The organism is Roseateles sp. GW823-FHT07B05 (genome assembly GCF_058794515.1).
In genome coordinates this window covers 256,034-274,840 of sequence record NZ_JBXAGX010000004.1, presented here as the reverse complement: position 1 = coordinate 274,840, position 18,807 = coordinate 256,034, and the positions used below count along the sequence as shown (strand labels likewise).

The window sequence follows — 18,807 nt, the reverse complement described above, 5'->3', positions numbered from 1 at the left end:
TCACCTTCGGGAGGCCCTCGCCATGTGCCGCAACATCCGCACCCTCTTCAACTTCGAGCCGCCGGCCACCGAGGTCGAGATCCGCGACGCCGCACTGCAGTTCGTGCGCAAGCTCAGCGGCTTCAGCGTGCCGTCGCAGGCCAACGCGGCGGCGTTCGACCATGCCGTGGCGGCCATTGCCGACGAGGCCCGGCTGCTGATCGCGTCGCTGGTGACGACGGCCGGGCCCAGGAACCGTGAGGTGGAGGCCGAGAAGGCCCGGTTGCGTTCGGCCGAGCGCTTTGCCCGCTGACGCACAATCGCCGCGCCCCGGCTCCTCCGACTCCGCCATGCGCCTGAAGATCGCCCTTGTCATCGTCACCCTGATGTTGCTTGTCACGGCCTGGCTGTTCTTCGCCTGGCACTGGAGCTACTCCGAGGGCGAGCGCGCCGGCTGGGTGCAGAAGTTCTCGCGCAAGGGCTGGGTCTGCAAGACCTGGGAGGGCGAGCTGGCGCTGGTGTCGCTGCCCGGCACCAGCACGGTCGAGAAGTTCCAGTTCACCGTGCACGACGAGGCCACGGCGCAGGCCATCTCCAAGGTCATGGGCAAGCGCGTGAACCTGCACTACGGCGAGAAGGTGGGCCTGCCCTCGTCGTGCTTCGGCGAGACGCGCTACTTCGTCACCGGTGTCACGCTGGTGGACGAGATCTCGCTGTCGCCCGGCGTCGTGGTGCCGCAGCCGCCGGGCGCGCCGGCGTCGGCTACCACCCAGTCGGCGCCATGACCATCGAGCTGGACCATCCCGAGTGCGAGCAGGCCGTCGCGTCACCGTTCGCACCAATTCGGACAGAGTGGGACGATCAGACTGTGGAGCGCGCTGTCGACGAAGCCATCGCATCGAAGCGGACTTCAGTCAGAAAGTCCTCGATGAAGCTGGGGGCGTACAACGGATTCGACGGTGATGTGCGCGTACTCGCGGATTGGAAGATCAAGGTCGCGATCGAGTTGCAGTTGATCCCTCGGCCAAGCCAGTGCAGCGTTTGCGCCAAAACGGCTGGCCGAATCGACTATCACGCAGAAAATTACGGCCGCCCTCTCCAGGTGGCACCGATCTGCCAGGGATGCCACCTAGCGCTGCACAACCGCCTGCGAGGCGGGGGATACGCAGAAAGTTGGAGCCGGCGTGTTCAGCAGTACGGCGACGGCACAAAATGGTTCGAGCATTTGGTGGCCGCGGCCGGGCCTGTGCCGCTGCCATGATCTGACAACGGTGTCCGGCGACACTCGCCGGATGTCGATCTTCCAGCCCCTGACCGCGCGCTTCGAGCGCCTCGTCGATCCCTACCCCGAGCCCGCCGGCCACGCACCGCCGCCGACGCGCTTCTTCCCCTTCCTGTGGCGCTGCGCCGATGGCGTGCGGCCGCACCTGTTCGTCGTCATGCTGTTCACGGCCGGCATCGCGGCAGCGGAGGCGTGGCTGTTCAGCCTGATGGCGTCGCTGGTGGACTGGCTGTCCACGCAGAAGCCGGCGGAGCTGTGGAGCCGGCCCCAGCCCGTCGTGCAGATGCTGGTGGGCGTGCTGGCGCTGGGCGTGGCGCTGGCCGCCGTGCAGGCGCTGACGAAGTACCAGGGCGTGTTCGGCAACTTCCCGATGCGGCTGCGCTGGCTGTTCCACCGCCGCATGCTCGATCAGAGCCTGGCGTTCTTCGGCGACGAGTTCGCCGGCCGCATCGCCACCAAGGTCATGCAGACGGCGCTGGCGGTGCGCGACACCTGGCTCATCGTCGTCGACATCCTCGTCTACGTGGCCGTGTACTTCGGCACGCTGGTGGCCATCGTTGCCAGCTTCGACGCGTGGCTGATGCTGCCGTTCGCCGTGTGGCTGGGGCTGTACCTCATTGCGCTGCGCTTCTTCGTGCCGCGGCTGGGCAAGATCGGCCAGGCGCAGGCCGATGCGCGCAGCCTGATGACGGGCCGCATCACCGACGCGTACACCAACATCGCCACCGTCAAGCTGTTCGCGCACGGCCGCCGCGAGGCCGCCTATGCCAAGTCGGCGATGCAGGACTTCATGGTCACGGCCTACGGGCAGATGCGGCTGGTGACCGGCTTCGAGATCGTCAACGCGACGCTGTCGGCGCTGCTGGTGGGCAGCACGGCGCTGCTGTCGCTGTGGCTGTGGGGCCAGTCGCTGGTGGGCGTGGGCGCGGTCGCGGCGGCCACGGCGATGGCGATGCGGCTGAACGGCATCTCGCACTGGATCATGTGGGAGATGGCGTCGTTGTTCGAGCACATCGGCACGGTGCAGGACGGCCTCACGACGCTGTCCAAGCCGCAGGCCATCAACGATGCCGGCGGTGCCACCGAGCTGGCCGTGCCCAAGGGCGAGGTGCGCTTCGAGAACCTGCGCTTCCACTACCCCAACGGCAAGGTCGTCGTCGACGGGCTGGACCTGACGATCAAGCCCGGCGAGAAGATCGGCCTGGTGGGTCGCAGCGGCGCGGGCAAGAGCACGTTGGTGAACCTGCTGCTGCGCCTCTATGACCTGCCGGAGAACGGCGGCCGCATCAGCATCGACGGCCAGGACATCGCGCAGGTGACGCAGGACTCGCTGCGCCGCCACATCGGCATGGTCACGCAGGACACCTCGCTGCTGCACCGCTCGGTGGCCGACAACATCCTCTACGGCCGCCCCGGCGCCTCGGCCGACGACCTGGCCCGCGCCACCGAGCGTGCGCATGCCGACGAGTTCATCGCGCAGCTGTCCGACGCCAAGGGCCGCACGGGCCTGGAGGCCTTCGTCGGCGAGCGTGGCGTGAAGCTGTCGGGCGGCCAGCGCCAGCGCATCGCCATCGCCCGCGTGATGCTGAAGGACGCGCCCATCCTGCTGCTGGACGAAGCGACGAGCGCGCTGGACAGCGAGGTCGAGGCCGCCATCCAGCAGAGCCTGTACACGCTGATGGAAGGCAAGACCGTGGTGGCCATCGCGCACCGGCTCTCAACCATCGCGGCGCTGGACCGCCTCATCGTCATGGACGCCGGCCGCATCGTCGAGCAGGGCACGCATGCCGAGCTGCTGGCGATGAACGGCATCTATGCGCGCCTGTGGGCGCACCAGAGCGGCGGGTTCCTGGGGCTGGAAGACTGACGGCTCAGCGCGCCGACAGCGCCGGGCTGGCCGGCATCGCCGCGCCGCGCAGCTGCGCATCCAGGAAGGCGCGGCTCAGCGCCAGGCCCTGGCCGAGGTCGGATTGGGCCGCCTCCGTCGCGCTGCCGCTGCGCGGGCCGCGGGCGGGGCCGCCGGCCGGGCCCTGCGGGCCGCCGCCGCGCGCACCCATGCCGCCGCCGCCCATGCGGCCCTGGCGCTGGTCCTGCGCGTGCCAGCCCTCGGGCGCCAGCGTGCCGGCCAGCGTCGCGTGCGACACGCCGCCCAGGTTCGCGAGCCACGCGCTGCCGGCGGGCAGGGCGTCGAAGGCCTGGCGGCGCTCGGTCGGGCGGTGCAGCAGGCCCAGCGGGTCCTGGTCCACGTCGCTGGTGACGATGAGGGTGGCCGCGCCGCCGGCGGGCGGCTGCATGGCCGGCGGGCTGATGGCGATGACGGCCCGCCACGGCGCGTCGCCGCGGGCGTCCAGCGCCGTCTGGGCGCCGGTCTCGTAGCCGGCCAGCGCGGCGCGGCGCCAGTCCAGCGCGGGTTGGGCGGCCTGCAGCGCCGGCAGCAGGCGCCGCAGCGCGGCCAGGCGGTCGGCGCGCAGCGCGTCGCCGTAGTGCAGCAGGCCCAGCTCGCGGAACTCGCCGGTGCGCGACAGCGCCGAGCGCCACGCCGCCTCGTCGGCCTCCAGCGGTTGCAGCGCCAGCACCGTGTAGCCGGCCTGCGCCCACACGGTGGCCCAGCGCTGGCCGGCCTCGCTGCCCTGGCCCAGGCCGGGCAGGTAGACGACCACCGGCGAGCCCGCCGCCGGCACGCCGGCGCTGCGCGTGAGGCCCACGCGCCGGCCCTGCACCTCGAAGCCGGCCAGCGCCAGGTTCAGCTCGCGCGTGGCCGTCTCGGCCCAGGGCCGGGGCTCCGGCGGGCCGCCGGCACAGCCGGCCAGGGCAAGGGCGGTGAACAGCAGCGTGCGGCGGTCGAGGCTCATGGCCCGCGACGATACCCGCCGCGTGTCACTGCTTTTTTTCGCGCCGGCGCCGCCATGCCAGCAGGCCCGCGCCGGCCAGTGCCAGCGCCCAGGTGGACGGCTCGGGCACGGCCGCGGTGTTGAAGTCGCTGAGCACCAGGCCCTGGCCGTTGCCGTAGTGCACGAGGAAGCTGCCCGTGCCGTCGGCCATCAGCAGCCGCCCGCCATCGGCCACGTTGGCGAACTGGCCGAACAGCCCGCCGCCGGCCTGGATGAGCTCGAACTGCTGCCCCGCCGCGGCCGTGAAGCCGTTGATGAAGCTCAGGTTCAGCACCGTGTCGCCGCCCAGGTCCACGCTGCCGCCCACGTTCAGCGCGTCGTGGCCGCTGCCGCGCAGCAGCCCGCCCAGCTCCAGGTTCAGCAGCGCGCCGCCGCTGAAGCTCAGGTCGCCGCGCACGCTGAACAGGCCGGCGCTCTCGCCCGGCGCCAGCGTGGCGGCCCGCACGGCCAGGCGCTCCACCTCGCCGTGGCCGCCCAGCGCGCCGGCCTCCACCGTCGTCAGGCCCGTGTAGCCCTGCACGCCGTTGACCACCAGCGTGCCCGCGCCGGTCTTGAGCAGGCCCAGGCCTGACTGCAGCTCGCCGATGCTGCCGGCCAGCACCAGCGTGTGGCCGTTGGTGTCGATGAAGCCGGCGGCGTCGCCGGACTCGCCGTCCAGCAGCACGGTGCGCGTGGCCGCCAGCGTCAGCGAGTCCCAGGCGCGCAGGCCGCCCTGGGCCACGCGCGTGCTCTCGCCGTCGAAGAAGCGCTTGCCCAGCACGAGCTTGTTGCCCGCCGCACCCAGCGAGCCGTCGGCCGTGATGCCCAGCACTGCGCTGCCGAAGCCCTGCGGGTCGCCCAGCTGCAGGTCGCCGGTGAAGCTGTTGTCGCGCGCGGCCAGGCGCACGTCGTACTTCTCGCTGCTGCCGGGCAGGCTGCCGCCCTGGATGCTCAGCGCCAGCGGCCCGGTCAGCGTGCGCTCGATGACGACGGACTGGCCGCCGGCCACGAAGCCAGCGCCGCCCGCGCCGATCTGCAGGTTGGTGGCATTGCCGATGACCAGCGGCCCGGCGAGGCGGTTGCTGGCTTCCAGCGAGCCGTTGTCCAGGCGGATCAGGTTGCCGGCCGCGCCCAACGCGTCGACATGGCCGACGGTGAGCCGGCTGCCGTTCGTGACGGCGATGCTGCCGCTGAAGCTGTTGGCGCCGTTCAGCGTGACGGCGGCTGGCGAGAACCCGGCACGGCCGACGACGAGGCTGCCCTGGCCGGTGAGCGCGCCGTCCAGCGCGCCGAACAGCGGGCGCAGCGTGCCGCCGGCGCCGAGGTCCACCGTGCTGCCGGCGGCGCTGTTCAGCGACGTCACCGTCAGCGCGTGGCCGCCCAGCGCCAGCTGCGCGCCGGCGGCCACGTCCACCAGGCTGCGCGCGCCCGGCGCCTCGTCCACGCCCAGCGCCAGCCGGCCCTGCAGCACGCTGACGAGGTTGTCGCCGCCGGTGCCGGTGTTGGCGGTGTTCAGCGTCCACGTGCCAGCGCCGGCCTTGGTCATGCCGCGCCCGGCGATGGGCTGGTTGAACACGACGTCGAAGCCGGCCGTGTCCACCGTCATGTCGCGGAAGCTCGTGCTGCGCGTGGCGGCGATGTCCAGGTTGCCGGCCGCCACCAGCGTGCCGGGCAGCGAGAAGAAGCCGCTGGCGCGGCCGATGTTGAGCACGCCGCCGGCGGCGCCCAGCCGGGCGTCGCTGTCGATGACCAGGACCGCCGCCTGGCCGTTGGACTGCCCAGCCAGCGCCACGCCGCCGGTGTGGCTGGCGCTGCCGGCCAGCACGTAGCGCGCGGCGCCGCCGAGGTTGAGCCGGCCGTCGCCCGTGATGGCGCTGGTGACCGTGTGCTCGCCGCTGGCGCTGAGGTTGGCGGCGTTGCCCGCCAGCGTCAGCGGGCGGCTCAGGTCGTAGCCGTCCGGCAGCGCCAGGCCGCCGCTGAGCGTGATGCCCTGGCCCGCGGCGCCCAGGTTGCCGTCGTGGTTGAAGCGCAGCGTCGTCGTGTTGGGCAGGCCGGCGGCGTTGACCGTGCCGTCGTTGAAGACGCCCAGGCCGCCCGCGAACGTGTTGTTGCCGGTCACGGTGATGACGCCACCGATGAAGCTGATGCCGCCGTCGCCGCTGATGGTGCCGCTGACGGTGTTGGTGGTTCCGACGCCGAAGGTCACGCTGCCCGACCCGCCCTGGGTGACGATGCCACGCGTGAGGCCGAAGCCGTCGCGCAGCACCAGCCGGCCGCCGCCGTCGAACTGCAGCACGGGGCTGGCGCTGCCGAGATAGCTCTCGCGGCCCAGGCTCAGCGTGCCCTCGCCGCGCAGCGTGATCTGGCCCGTGAAGCTCAGCGGCGTGACGGTGCCCAGGTTCAGCGTGCCGCGGCGCACGTCGAGGTCGCGCTGGCCGGCCAGCGCGCCCGTGATCGTGAGCTGGCCGAAGCCGTCGCCGAAGTCCACCAGCACGCGGCCGTCGCCGGCCACGCTGCCCACGGTGGCCGTGCCGCCGGCGCCCAGCGCCGCCAGTTCGCCCGCGCCGCTGACGGCGCCGACATTGACCGTGCCGCCGTCGGGCCGCAGCACCAGCCGGCCGGCACCGATGATGTTGCTGACGTTGACGCTGTTGTTCACGCCGCCGGTGCGGACCGTCAGCGCCTGGCCGGCGCGGTCGACCGTGCCGTTGACGATGAAGCGCACGGGCGCGGCGCCGCTGCCGCCCAGCGCCATGATCTCGGCGCTGTCGGTCAGCGTGACGGCACCGCCGACGCTGGCGCCGGGCACCATGCCGAAGATGGTGGCGACGTCCGCGGCGCTGCTGCTGAGGCGGCCGCCCAGCGCGACGGGCCGGGTCAGCGAGGTCGCGACGTTGGCGCTGACGAATTGCAGCTCGCCGCCCTGCGCCACCTGGATGCCGCTGCTGCCCGCCAGCGCGCCGCCGGCGACGCCCAGCGTGGCGCCCGCCGCGATGGTGGTGGCGCCGCTGAAGCTGTTGTTGCCGCTCAGCACCGCGCGGCCGCCCGCCACGGTCAGGCCGCCGCCGCCGCTGATGTCGCCGTTCAGGAACAGCTGGCTGCCCAGAGCGGGGCCGCCGGTGAGGTGCAGCGTGCTGTCCAGCACCAGGTCGTTGTCGACATGCCCGTGGCCGGCGTTGGACAGCATGCGCAGGTAGGCGCCCGCACCCTGGAAGCGCAGCGCGTTGCCTTCCAGCAGCGGCGCCGGCGCGCTGGCGCCCAGCGTCAGGCCCAGCAGCGTGAAGCCGCCCGCGATGTCGTTGAACGTGGCCGGGCGTGCGGCGCTGTCCAGCAGCAGCTCGCCACCGGCCACCGGCAGGCCGCCGGCCCAGTTGGCGGTGTCGCTCCAGTTGACGCTGGCGGTGCCGGTCCAGGTGTGCACGGCGGCGCCGCCCGGGGCGGGCAGCAGGCCGATCAGCGCGAGGGCGGCCGGGAGGGCGCGCAGGGCGAGGCGGTGCTTCATGGTCAGGTCCTTGCGAAGAGGCGGCGCCGGGCCAGCAGGCCCAGGCCGGCGGCCATCAGAGCCCAGCTGCCGGGCTCGGGCACCGGCGCCATGGCGCCGTACTGGATGTGGTCGACCTCGATGCCGCCGGCGCTGTTGCTGATGGTGATGGACCGGATGCCGCCGGCGAACTGCACGCCGAAGAAGCGGTCCTCGCCCGTGGTGGCGCTGACGCTGCCGTCGGCGAAGCCGCTGCGGGTCACGCTGCCCAGGCTCTGGCCGTCGGTACCCACGGCACTGAACGTGACGCTGCCGGCGCCGTCCGTCCACACCAGGCCGAAGGCGGTGGGCGCGGGCCCGCTGCCGACGAAGGTGAAGGTCACGCCGGCGGCGCCGTTGTCGTGGAACCAGCTCACGCAGCGGCCGTTGGTCTGCGGCCCGCAGGTGCCGTCGATGACGCCGTCTTCGGCATCCACGGCATCCCGCGTGCCGGCAAAAGTGTCGAAGATCACCCGGCCGTTGGTGCCGGTCAGGGTCGGGTCCAGCACGCCGTCTTCCAGCGTCTCCAGCAGCAACGGGGCGCCGCTGCCGTAGAAGCCCGCGGGGATGTCGGCGCTGGAGAGGTAGGCCGTGGTCGGCGTGACGAACACGGCGGAGGTGGCCGTGGCCGCGAGGGCGGGCAGGGCGCTGGCCGCTGCGGTGGCGGCGATCAGGCGTGCGATGCGTGCTTGACGTTTCATATGAGAACTCCCTGATGGATGGATGTGGATGACGGGAACGAGGTGTCAGGCGGCCTGCGGGCCGGTGCGGCGGTGGGCGCTGCGGGCGCGCAGGCCCACGCCGAACAGGCCGGCCATCAGCAGCGCCCAGTTGGCCGGTTCGGGCACGGCGGTGACGCTCACGACACCGTCCACGTACAGCCGCGACACGTCCAGCCGCGTGCCGGCGGCCAGCTGCAGGCCGCTGCTGTCGATGCTGCCGAACTGGCCTTGCAGCGTGCCCCAGTCGAACAGGTCGAAGCTCTGGCCGGCCTGGCCGGTGAAGCCCGCCCAGGACACGATTTGCAGCGTGCCGCCCAGCGTCAGCGTGCCGGCCACGCGGTAGTGGTCATGGCCGGTGCCCAGCGTGGTGCCGCCGATCTCGGCCAGATAGACGTTGCCCGGGCCGAAGGCCACATTGCCGGCGTCCTCCCCCAGGCCGGGCGAGTTGCCCACGCTCAGCCCGCCCTCGAAGTACTTGTGGCCCGTGCCCGTCAGCAGCGCGCCGTTGCGCTGCGCGACGGCACCGAAGAACACGGCGGTGGCGCCGGCCGAGGTGCGCAGCTCGCTGCCGGCCTGCAGCTCCACGGCGTCGTAGAAGGTGGTGCTGCCGTTGCCGGACAGGATCACCTGCCCGCCCTTCTGGTTCACCACGGCGCCGAACAGGTCGCTGTCGCCCGAGGTCACCAGCACCTGGCCCGCGTTGGTCAGGCCCTTGCTCACCGTCAGGCGGGCGTCGCCCAGCAGCAGCCGCGCGCCGGCGGCGTTGGTCCAGGCGCCTTCGGCCAGGGTGCTCGAGCGGTTGAGGTCGATGACACCGCCGCTGCCGTTGAGCAGCGTGCCGGCCAGCTCCAGCCGGCCCTGGTTGATCTCGAACACGCCGAGGTTGCGGTGGCTGGCGCCGCGCAGCTGCAGCGTCTCGCCCGGCTGCACCAGCACGCGGCCGCCGGCCTGGTTGAGCAGGTCGGCGTCCAGCCCGGCGCCGCTGCGCGGGCCGCCGGCCACGCCGCGCAGCAGGCCGGCGTTGCTGAGGCTGGCGCTCATCACCAGCGGGTCGGCCTGCACCGTGCCCTGGTTGATGACCAGCCGCGAGAAGCTGCCCGTGCCGCTGAGCAGGCCGCGCGGGCCGATCACGATAGGGTCGGCTGCGTCGATGCTGCCGCCGACCATCTGCAGCGTCACCAGGCCGGTGCCGGTGCCCACCTGCAGGGACTTCAGCGTCACGGCGCCGGTGGGGCCGGTGACGTCGAGGCGGCTGGTGGTGTCCAGCACCACGTCGTGCACGTCGGCTGGGGTCAGGCCCAGCGTCCAGCGAGCGCTGTCGTCCCAGCTGCCGCTGGTGCTGCTGCGCCAGCGCAGCGTGGGCGTGAACAGGGACACGTTGTCCTTGCCCTTGGTCAGCTCCGCCTGGTAGGCCACCTGGCCCTTGTCGTTGATGGTCGCGTCTCCCAGGCTCAGCACCACGTTGCTCAGGCCCACGGCGTCACCGTTGCGGGCCACCAGCACTTGCTCGATGCCATCGGTCAGCACCAGGGCATGGTCATTGCTGGCCGTGATGCCGCTGCCCAGCAGTTGGGCCTGCATCAGCACCTGCCCGCCGCCAGCCAGCGCCTTGAAGCTCAGGCTGCCCAGCGTCAGGCCCTGCAGGCCCGCGGCCGTGCTGGCCTGGCCGCCGCGGGCCAGCACGGTCTGGTCGCGCCACAGGGCATCTCGGGGCTCGGCCTGGCTGAGGAGCTGGCCGCTGTAGATGACCGCGCCGTCGCGGGTCGTGCCATGCAGCAGGGGGTTGCCCAGCTTCAGGGCTTGCCCGTCCACCGTGACGGTGCTGCCGGACAGCGCCACCAGGCTGGTGTCGCGCCAGATCGATAGCCGGGACTCCGTTGCTCTGCCCGACGTCACCCGGGCGCTGTACGCCACCTGGCCGTTGTCGGCCAGGCTCAGCCCGTTGAAGGTCATGAAGCGCTGCCCTTCGCCGGCCGCCGTAGCGCTGCCGCCGGCGCGGGCCAACAGCGTCTGGCCGCGCCACACGCCCTCCTGCGACACGAAGCCGGAGGTGCCGTCGGTGAAGCGATGGTTGGTGTCGTCATGGCGGCCGATGAAGGCCAGCTCGCCGGCGGCATTGCTGTCTGCCTGCAGAAACGCCGTGAAGCTGCCGGCCAGCCCCGGCGCCGCCTCGCCGCCCAGCCGCAGCAGGCTGCCGTCCCGCCACAGGCTGGCCGGGGGCGGGTCGGCAGGCTGGCTGGTGCTTTGCAGCGCCGCGGCGTACAGCAGCGCGCCACTGCGGCTGCGCCAGGTGTTGTCGATGCGGGTTAGCTGCCCGTTCACCGCGCGGCCGGAGGCGTCCTTGCCGATGGGCGTGCCGGTGCGGGCCAGCAGCCGGGTGCCGGTCCAGAGCCCCACCTCGTTGCCCAGCACCGTGCCCGGGCCGGTGATGAAGCCCATGAAGCTGCCGCCACCCAGCGGGTTGAAGCCCGTCAGCGTCTGGCCCTTGGCCAGCCCGGTGACCGCGGCACCTTCCCGGGCAACCAGCGTGCTGCGCTGCCAGTAGGCTGCATCGTTGTCGGTGGTGACCGCCTTGCCGGCCAACTGGCTCATGAAGCCGAGTGCACCGTCATTACTCAGCGTGATCGGCCCTTCCACCCGGCTGAGCGTGGTTCCGGCCTCCAGGCCGCTGAGGCTGTCGCCGGTGGTGAAGACGACGGTGGTGCGGCCGGCCGGTGCGGCCAGGGCGGTGGGGCCGGCCAGCAGCAGGCCGGCCAGCGCGAGGGTTGTCAGGCGCCGGCGCGCCGGCAGGGTGTGCGACATGGGCGTTCGACCTCAGGCGTTGCGGCTTGCCTTGCGGCGTGACTGCAGCGCCACGCCCACCAGGCCGGCAGCCAGCAGCGCCCAGCTTTCGGGCTCGGGCACCGCGGCGGCGGCGAGGTAGATGCCGTCCACCCCGTAGGCCTCGTCCAAGCCGCTGAACGTCAGCTGCACCTGCGTGAAGGGCAGGCTCTGCGACAGGCCGATGAACTGCGTGGCGCCGCTGGGCAGCACATCCGGCAGGCTCAGCACCGCGACGCCCGATGCATAGGTGCCGGTGTTGGTGGTCAGGCGCAGCGCGCCGGCGCGCACGGCGCTGTCACCCATGTCGGAGCTGGTGAAGCCGAATGCGGTCACCGGCCGGGAGAAGGTGAAGGTCAGCGTGCCGGGCGTGGTGCCCGGGGCATAGACCAGCACGTAGTGGCTGCCGTCCGAGGCCGTCGTGTCGAAGCCGGGTTGCGGCGTGTTCGGGCCCGTCTGCACCGCCAGGCCGGGCAGGCTGACCGACAGGCTCACCAGCGGCGTGACGACCGGCGCCGTGCCCAGCGGCGTGCCGTCCAGCGTCTCGAAGCTTTCCATCGTCAGCCCGGGCACGGCGGCCAGGAAGCTGGCTTCACTGCTGAAGGTCTGGTCGGCGGCCCGTGCGCTGGTGGCCAGGCACAGCGCGGCGAGCAGCGCCAGCGCACGACGTGCTGCAGGCGAGGGCGTGGTGGGGAAAGGCAGGCGGGGCTTGGCTGGGTTCATGGCGGCTCCTGAGACAGAAGAAGTTGGCAAACGGTGCGTTCAAGCGGTGGTCGGCGCGTGGCGACGGCGGCGCTGCAGCGCGCCCAGGCCCGCCAGGCCGGCGGCCATCAAGGCCCAGCTGCCGGGTTCGGGTACGGGGGCGGTCATCACGCGCAGCGTCAGGCTGTTGGCGCCGTAGTCGGCCTCGAAGCCATAGCCGCCGGCCTGGGTGAGGTCCAGGCTGGCGAACTGGCTGTTGCCCAGGCGCTGGTTCCAGGTCATCACCGTGAAGCTGTCGCCGACGTTGAAATGCGCGCCTGCCAGCAGGTTCACGGCCAGCGTGCCGCCCAGCGTGGTGGCGCCGCTGATGCTCAGCAGGTCGAAGCCGCCGGCCTCCGTGCTGCCCAGGTCCACCAGGAAGGTGCCGCTGGCTTGCTGCGTCAGGCCGCCCAGCAGCGTCAGCGTGCCGGCATCGTTCAGGCCGCCGGCGGCCAGGGTGCCGGTGTTGGTGAGGCGGTCGGCCGCGCGCACCGTGCCGTCGCCGGCCAGGGTGCCGGCGTTGGCGAAGGCGCTGACGGTGCCGTGCAGCTCCGCGCCTGCCGCTACAGTCAGCAAGCCCTGGTTGTTGAAGCCCGAGGCCACCTGCAGCTTGCCGGCCTGCACGTCCACCGTGCCGGTGTTGTTGAAGGCGGTGCCAAAGCTGCCGATGGCGGTCGTGAACGCGCCGGTCTTGATGAAGCGGCCGGTGTTGTCAAAGCGGGCCCCGCTGCCGCCGATGCTGGTGTTGCCGCCGGCCTGGTCCAGCCACGTGCCCTCGTTGACGAGGCGGGCGCTGCTGGTGTTGATGTTGATGCTGCCGCTGCCGGTCTGCGTGGTGGTGCCGGCCAGCACCAGCGTGCCGCCGCTGAGGGTGTTGGAGCTGGCGCCGGCCAGGGCCACCGGGCCTTCCAGCCGCGTGGTGCCGTTGCCGGAGAACACGCTGCCGCCCCAGGTGGTGGGGCCGGTCACCACCAGGGTGCCGTTGTTGTTCAGCGTGCCGCTGCCGACGAAGGCCAGGTTGTCGAACTGGCTGCTGCCGGCCAGGTTGAGGCGGCCGTTGGTGATGACGGTGTTGCCGCCCAGCGCCAGCCCCTCGGCGGCCGTGACGATGCCGCCCCGCATCTGGAACGTGCCGGCGTTGCCGACCTGGCGGTTGAGGCTGTAGGCCGCGCTGCTCGTGAAGTCCAGCGTGGCGCCGCTGGCAATGGCGATGCGGCCCGTGCTGGCGCCGCCGCCCGCCAGGCTGAGCGTGCCCGCGTTCACGTTGACGTTGCCGCTGTTGTTGAAGGCGGTGCCAAAGCTGCCGATGGTGGTGGTGAAGGCGCCCGTCTTGGTGAAGCTGCCGCTGTTGTCGAAGCGGGCCCCGCTGCCGCCGATGCTGGTGTTGCCGCTGGCCTGGTCCAGCCAGGTGCCCTCGTTGACGAGGCGGGCGCTGCTGGCGTTGATGTTGATGCCGCCGGTGCCGGTCTGCGTGGTGGTGCCGGCCATCACCAGCATGCCGCCGCTGAGGGCGCTGGAGCTGGCGCCGGCCAGGGCCACCGGGCCTTCCAGCCGCGTGGTGCCGGTGCCGGAGAACACGCTGCCGCCCCAGGTGGTGGGGCCGGTGACGACGAGGGTGCCGTTGTTGTTCAGCGTGCCGCTGCCGACGAAGGACAGGTTGTCGAACTGGCTGCTGCCGGCCAGGTTGAGGCGGCCGTTGGTGATGACGGTGTTGCCGCCCAGCTCGAGGCCTTGCGCCGCGTTGACGACGCCGGCGCCGACCTGGAAGGTGCCGGCGTTGGTCACGTTGTGGTTCAAGCCAAAGGTGGCAGCGCTGCCGGCAAAGTCCAGCGTGGCGCCACTGGCGATGCGGATCTGCCCGGTGCTCGCACCGCTGGCAACCAAGCGCAGGGTGCCAGCATCGACGTTGACGCTGCCGCTGCTGTTGAAGGTCAGGCCGAAGCCGCCGATGGTGGAGGTGGTGCTGCTGGTCTTGGTGAAACTGCCCTGGTTGTCAAAGACGCTCGTGCCGCTGTTGCCGCTCACGCTGCTGTTGGCGCTTGCGGCATCGACCCACGTGCCCTGGTTGACGATGCGCGCACCGGTGCTGACAGACAGGCCGGTGACGGTGTTGCCCTGCACCGTGGTCGTGCCCGCCGCTTCGAGGACCTGCCCGCTTTGCAGGACGCTGGTATTGCCCTGGATGGCGAGCGCGCCCTCATAGCGTGTGGTGCCAGCGCCGCTGAGGATGGCGCCTGAGAGGGTGCTGGCTCCCGTGACAACTACGCGGCCGGTGTTGTTCAGCGTGCCGCTGTGGTTCAGGCCGCCCAGGCTGGCGCTGTCGCTCAGCGTGAGCGTGGCGCCGCTGTTGATGGCCAGGGTACCGGTGCCGTTGACGGTCGCGGCGCCCATCGATCGGGTGTTGCGGATCACGGTGTTGGCGCCGCCCAGCAGCACGGTGTCGCCGGCCTGCGGCAGGCCGTCGCTGCCGCTGTTCCAGTTGTTGGCCACGTCCCAGACGCCGCCGGCTGCCGCGCCCGTCCAGTTGAACGGCACGCCCGTGACGGTCACGCTCAGGCCGGTCGCGCCGTAAGTGGTGGCGAAGCGGTAGCCCGAGGCCTGCGAGAAGTCCAGCGCCGCGAACTCGCTGCCTGCCGTTCGTGCGCTCCAGCTCATGACGGTGAACTGGCTGCCGCGCGCGAGCCGCTGGCCGTCCAGCACAGCCAGGCCTAGCGTGCCGCCCAGCGTCGCAACGCCACCGACGACGAACTCGTCGGCCACGTTGCGCGTGAGGTCCACGTTCAGCGTGCCGGTGTTCACCAGGTTGCCCAGCAGCTGCAGCGTGCCGACCTGGCTCACGCCGCCGGGCGCCAGGGTGCCGGCATTGCGCAGCGAGGTCAGCGCCCGCACGGTGCCGGTGCCGGCCAGCGTGCCGGCGTTGGCGAAGTTGGCGATGGCACCGTGCAGTTCTGCACCACTGGCCACGTTGATCAGTCCGTCGTTGCTGAAACTGCCGGCCAGCCGCAGCGTGCCTGCGTTGACGTTCACCGCGCCGCTGTTGGCAAACAGCACACCCTGGGCAAAGGTGGTGACCGTCGCCGTTGCCTTGGTGAAGCTGCCTGTGTTGTCAAATTTGCCCAGGCCACCGGCGAAGGGATTGGTGTAGGTCGTGTTGGCGCTGGTCTGGTCCAGCCAGTTGCCGGCATTCACCAGGCGTGCGTTGCTGCCGATGCCCAAAGCATTGAAGCCGGTACCGTCTGCCCGGGCGTGGTTGCTGCCGTTCAGCAGCAGTGTGTGGCCTGTCTCGAGTACGCCGCCGCTGGACAGATCCAGCGTTGCCGAGCCTTCGACACGTGTCGTACCCAGACCGTTGAAGTTGCCAGAGCGCCAGTTCAGTTGGCCCGTGATCACGGTGTTCGCGCTGCTGGTAAATCGCCCGCTCGTCATTCCCATCGTCAGGCCGCCCAGTGTGCTGTCGCCGCTGAGGGCCAAGGCGTTGCCAGAGCTGAGAAGTTGCAGCGTTCCGGTGCCTGTCACGCGGTGGGCCAGAGTCGCCGGGATGGTGATGACCGTGTCGAACGTGCCCAGCTGGACGTCGTCCCCTGACGTGGGCAGCACGCCGCCGCTCCAGTTCGCGGCATCCGCCCAGTTGCCGCCCTGCGGGCCGGTCCAGGTGACGGTGCCGGCCGAGGCCAGGGCGGTGGAGGTCAGGGCCAGCAGCGCGAGCGCGATGCGGGACAGGGGGTGACGGTAGCGGCTCATGGCGCTGGATGCTCCCCGGCCGGCGTCTCAGCGGCGTCTCAGCCGTGTGGCCAACAGGCACTGCTTTGGCTTGTGCACCCCCCGCGCCCAGGGGAACCTGCGCAGGGGACGCCCCGAGGTCTCAGCCCCAGCGCGGCTCGCGGCGGGCGGCGGCGTCGGCGTCGAACAGCGGTGGCCGCTCGGGGCCGCGCAGCACCGCCAGCGCGGCGCGGGCGCGGCGGGCGTCGGCGGCATTGCCGCCGTGGGCGGCCAGCCAGGCGGCCGCGCGCCATTGCAGCTCGGCGTAGCCCTTGGCCGCTGCCTGGGCCTCGATGTCCTGCGCCAGCGGCCGCAGCACCGCGACGGGCTCGCCCAGCAGCTGGCGGGCGCGCAGTTGCAGCAGCGCCGCCTCGGCGGCCCATTCCTGCAGGCCGTGGCTGCGGGCCACGGCGGCCTGGCGTTCGGCGGCGGCCAGGGCGGCCGGGCCGTTGCCGGCGGCCAGCGCCAGCGCCACGTCGACGCGGGCCTCGCGGGCCTGGACCATCGGGTGCTGCAGGCGGGCGCTGGCGTCGCGCAGGCGCGCGATGTCGTCGGCGTCCGGCGTCAGGCCCCGGGCGGTGGCGGTCAGCGTGGTCATCAGCACCCAGTTCGACACGCGCAGCGGCTCCCGGCTGTCGCGCAGCAGCGGCGCGGCGGCGGCCAGCATCCGGGCGGCGTCGTCGTGCTGGCCGCACTGCAGCAGCAGCCGCGCCTGGCGCACGCGGGCCTCGGCCTCGAAGCCGGCGCTGGCCTGGGCCTGCGCCAGCGTGAGCGCCTGCGCCAGGGCGGCCTCGGCCTCGGTATGGCGGCCGGCCGTGGTCAGCACGCTGCCCAGCACCAGCAGCGACAGCGTCTCGGTGTGGGCCACGCCGGCCCAGCTCTGCAGGCTGCGGCGCGCCATCACCTCGGCCTGCCCCACCTCGCCCAGCGCGTGCAGCATGACGGCCAGGTCGTTCTCGATGGTGAGGCCGCGGCAGTGGTCGGGGTGGCGTTCCAGCAGCCGCGCCAGCGCGTCGTGCGCAGCGCGCACCTGGCCGCCGAACCAGTGGATCTGGCCCTCGAAGCTCAGCAGCGCGGGCAGCCGCGGCGCGGCCTCGCGCAGCCGCGCCAGCAGCGCCCAGGCGGCCGGGATGTCGGGCTCGCGCATGGCCAGCTCGATGAGCACCTCGTAGGCGTGAATGCGCTCGCCCTCGGGCAGCGCCGGCAGCAGCTCGCGCAGCCGCGCGGCGTGATGGACGGCCTGGGCCAGGTCGCCGGCGAACACGCGGTTGTCCACCAGCGCGGCACGCAGCCGGCCCTCGATGAGGCGGTGCTGCTCGGGGTCGGCCACGCCGTCGAGCTGGGCCTGGATGGCGGTCAGCGCAGCCTCGCCGCGGGCCAGGTCTTCCAGCAGGTCGCAGGCGGCCAGCTCCAGCCGCGCGCGCAGCGACTGGGCCAGGTCCAGCGATTCGTCTGCCACCTCGCGCCAGACGGCGCAGGCCTCGTCGAAGCGGCCGCGCGCCTTCAGCTGTTCGGCGCCCTGGTGGCGCCAGGCCAGCGCGGTCTGCGGCTCGCCGGCAGCGCGCCAGTGCTCGGCGATGGCCATGGCGTCGGCCCAGGGCTGGTGGGCCAGCCACAGCGCGGCATGGCGGTGCAGGGCCGCGCGGCGCGGCGCGGCCAGGTCGGCGACGGTGGCGGTGCGGATGAGGTCGTGGCTGCAGGCCAGCCCCGGGGACTGGGCGCGCAGCATGCCGGCGGCCAGCGCCTGGTCGCGCGCCGTGGCCCAGTCTGCATCGCCGGCCGCACCGGCGGGCAGGCCCAGCAGGCGGCGCAGGCCGTCTTCGGGCACGGGCTGCACGAACACCGCGGCGGCCTCCACGGTCTTGCGCGCCAGCGCGGGCAGCGCCTGCAGGCGGCGCTGCACCATCTGCCGCACGCGCTGGGGCAGCGCGTCGCCGCCCGCCACGGCCGGCGCGCCGGCGGCCACCAGCTCGCCCAGTGCGAAGGGGTTGCCGGCGCTGAGGTCGTGCAGGCGGTCCAGCTGCTCGGCGCCGAAGTCGCTGTCGGGCCAGCGGGCGCGGCAGACGGCGGGGAGGTCGGCGCGTGTGAGGGCGGGCAGGTCCAGCGTTTCCAGCCGGCCGGTGCCGTGCAGCGGCTGCAGCGCCTGCTGCAGCGCGGCGCCCATTTCGTGGCGACGCGCCGCGGCGCGCCAGCGCAGGCGGTCGCCATGGGCCAGCAGCAGCAGCCATTCGACGGTGGCGGTGTCGCACCACTGCAGGTCGTCCACCAGCAGCACGGGGGCCAGCGCCTCGAAGGCGCGCGTCAGCGCCTCCGCCAGCCGGGCCTGGGCGGTGAGAGCGTCCAGTGCCGGCAGCGGCTCGTCGGGCGCCAGCTCGGGCAGCAGCCGGGCCAGGTCCAGCCGGTAGGGGCGCAGCGCGCCGAGCGGGTCGTCCAGCGCGGCCTGCAGCGCGGGCAGGCGGGTGCGCAGCGCGTCCAGCAGTGGCCGGAAGGGCATGCCGTGCAAGCCTTCCAGCCCGCGCAGGCAGGGCGCGTGCGGGAAGGCGGCGGTCAGCAGCGTGCTCTTGCCGGCGCCCGGCTCGCCCAGCAGCAGCAGCGCGGGGGCCGTGCTGTGGCGCAGCTGGCGGTGCAGGGCCTCGCGGGCCGGCGGCGCGGGGGCGGCGCCGGCCGCCGCGTGGGCCTGGCGGCTGTCGCGCAGCTGGCGCCGGCGCAGCGCCTGGGCGGTGTCGCGGCACCACTGCGAGAAACCGTCGTAGCCGGCCAGGCGCCAGGCGGGCGGCCAGTCGGCGGGGTCCGGCGGCGGCGTGTCGGCCGGGGCGTCGAGGTCGGTGGGCAGGTCCAGGCGCAGCTGCTGGCCCTGCGCCTGCAGGCTGTCGGCCGCGCCCCAGCCGCGCAGCAGCGCGCGGGCGCGGTGCAGGTTGACGCGCAGGTGGTGCAGCGCGTCGGTGGCGCTGGCATCGGGCCAGAACAGCGCGGCCAGGCGCTCGCGCGGCAGGCCGGCCTCGCTGGCGGCCAGCACGACGATGAGCGCAGCAGGCACGGTGGCCGGCAGGGGCAGGGCAGGGGCGCCCTCGGGGGCCCAGGCGGGTGGCGTCAGCAGGCGCAGCATGGTGGGCC

General features: G+C 72.9%; 11 protein-coding genes. 4 read left to right on the top strand and 7 right to left on the bottom strand.

The genetic code is table 11. The features are described 5' to 3' along the window. Window positions 1-22: 22 nt before the first annotated feature. From AC1Q7O_RS11460 to AC1Q7O_RS11445, 4 genes are read left to right on the top strand one after another with little or no spacing between them, the layout of a single operon-like run. A complete protein-coding gene (locus tag AC1Q7O_RS11460) occupies window positions 23-292 on the top strand; it encodes a DUF2277 domain-containing protein (RefSeq protein WP_492660029.1) in 270 nt (89 codons plus the stop codon). A gap of 37 nt (window positions 293-329) precedes the next feature. Beyond that, window positions 330-764 carry a DUF8785 domain-containing protein gene (locus AC1Q7O_RS11455; protein WP_492660030.1) on the top strand — a complete coding sequence of 145 codons (435 nt, stop codon included), beginning with the start codon at window positions 330-332 and terminating at the stop codon, window positions 762-764. Further along, the gene (locus AC1Q7O_RS11450; protein WP_492660031.1) at window positions 761-1,240 is read left to right on the top strand and encodes a hypothetical protein; all 480 of its coding nucleotides are present in this window, start codon (window positions 761-763) and stop codon (window positions 1,238-1,240) included. The genes AC1Q7O_RS11455 and AC1Q7O_RS11450 overlap by 4 nt, the downstream gene beginning before the upstream one ends. A 31-nt stretch (window positions 1,241-1,271) precedes the next feature. Beyond that, complete coding sequence (locus tag AC1Q7O_RS11445) at window positions 1,272-3,128, top strand: ABC transporter ATP-binding protein (protein ID WP_492660032.1); 1,857 nt, start codon at window positions 1,272-1,274, stop codon at window positions 3,126-3,128. A gap of 4 nt (window positions 3,129-3,132) precedes the next feature. On the opposite strand, the gene AC1Q7O_RS11440 is transcribed toward AC1Q7O_RS11445, so the two are convergent. The 7 genes from AC1Q7O_RS11440 to AC1Q7O_RS11410 all read right to left on the bottom strand — a co-directional run bounded on the left by AC1Q7O_RS11440 (window position 3,133) and on the right by AC1Q7O_RS11410 (window position 18,799). After that, window positions 3,133-4,113 (bottom strand): alpha/beta hydrolase, encoded by a 981-nt coding sequence (locus AC1Q7O_RS11440; RefSeq protein WP_492662702.1) that lies wholly within the window; start codon window positions 4,111-4,113, stop codon window positions 3,133-3,135. Between the two features lie 25 nt (window positions 4,114-4,138). Further along, window positions 4,139-7,633, bottom strand: a complete 3,495-nt coding sequence (locus tag AC1Q7O_RS11435) for a beta strand repeat-containing protein (RefSeq protein WP_492659536.1) — start codon at window positions 7,631-7,633, stop codon at window positions 4,139-4,141. Between the two features lie 2 nt (window positions 7,634-7,635). After that, window positions 7,636-8,352 carry a PEP-CTERM sorting domain-containing protein gene (locus AC1Q7O_RS11430; protein ID WP_492659535.1) on the bottom strand — a complete coding sequence of 239 codons (717 nt, stop codon included), beginning with the start codon at window positions 8,350-8,352 and terminating at the stop codon, window positions 7,636-7,638. Between the two features lie 45 nt (window positions 8,353-8,397). Further along, window positions 8,398-11,175, bottom strand: a complete 2,778-nt coding sequence (locus AC1Q7O_RS11425; protein WP_492659534.1) for a DUF7453 family protein — start codon at window positions 11,173-11,175, stop codon at window positions 8,398-8,400. Between the two features lie 12 nt (window positions 11,176-11,187). Beyond that, the gene (locus tag AC1Q7O_RS11420) at window positions 11,188-11,916 is read right to left on the bottom strand and encodes a PEP-CTERM sorting domain-containing protein (RefSeq protein WP_492659533.1); all 729 of its coding nucleotides are present in this window, start codon (window positions 11,914-11,916) and stop codon (window positions 11,188-11,190) included. Between the two features lie 39 nt (window positions 11,917-11,955). After that, on the bottom strand, window positions 11,956-15,675 hold the full coding sequence (locus AC1Q7O_RS11415; RefSeq protein WP_492659532.1) for a beta strand repeat-containing protein: 3,720 nt from the start codon (window positions 15,673-15,675) through the stop codon (window positions 11,956-11,958). A gap of 121 nt (window positions 15,676-15,796) precedes the next feature. After that, window positions 15,797-18,799 (bottom strand): ATP-binding protein, encoded by a 3,003-nt coding sequence (locus AC1Q7O_RS11410; RefSeq protein ID WP_492659531.1) that lies wholly within the window; start codon window positions 18,797-18,799, stop codon window positions 15,797-15,799. Window positions 18,800-18,807: the final 8 nt, after the last annotated feature.

Coding starts and splice junctions, on each gene's coding strand:
- AC1Q7O_RS11435 (WP_492659536.1), bottom strand. CDS start 7,633: ATGAAGCACCGCCTCGCCCTGCGCGCCCTCCCGGCCGCCCTCGCGCTG.
- AC1Q7O_RS11445 (WP_492660032.1), top strand. CDS start 1,272: ATGTCGATCTTCCAGCCCCTGACCGCGCGCTTCGAGCGCCTCGTCGAT.
- AC1Q7O_RS11430 (WP_492659535.1), bottom strand. CDS start 8,352: ATGAAACGTCAAGCACGCATCGCACGCCTGATCGCCGCCACCGCAGCG.
- AC1Q7O_RS11425 (WP_492659534.1), bottom strand. CDS start 11,175: ATGTCGCACACCCTGCCGGCGCGCCGGCGCCTGACAACCCTCGCGCTG.
- AC1Q7O_RS11420 (WP_492659533.1), bottom strand. CDS start 11,916: ATGAACCCAGCCAAGCCCCGCCTGCCTTTCCCCACCACGCCCTCGCCT.
- AC1Q7O_RS11415 (WP_492659532.1), bottom strand. CDS start 15,675: ATGAGCCGCTACCGTCACCCCCTGTCCCGCATCGCGCTCGCGCTGCTG.
- AC1Q7O_RS11440 (WP_492662702.1), bottom strand. CDS start 4,113: ATGAGCCTCGACCGCCGCACGCTGCTGTTCACCGCCCTTGCCCTGGCC.
- AC1Q7O_RS11460 (WP_492660029.1), top strand. CDS start 23: ATGTGCCGCAACATCCGCACCCTCTTCAACTTCGAGCCGCCGGCCACC.
- AC1Q7O_RS11410 (WP_492659531.1), bottom strand. CDS start 18,799: ATGCTGCGCCTGCTGACGCCACCCGCCTGGGCCCCCGAGGGCGCCCCT.
- AC1Q7O_RS11450 (WP_492660031.1), top strand. CDS start 761: ATGACCATCGAGCTGGACCATCCCGAGTGCGAGCAGGCCGTCGCGTCA.
- AC1Q7O_RS11455 (WP_492660030.1), top strand. CDS start 330: ATGCGCCTGAAGATCGCCCTTGTCATCGTCACCCTGATGTTGCTTGTC.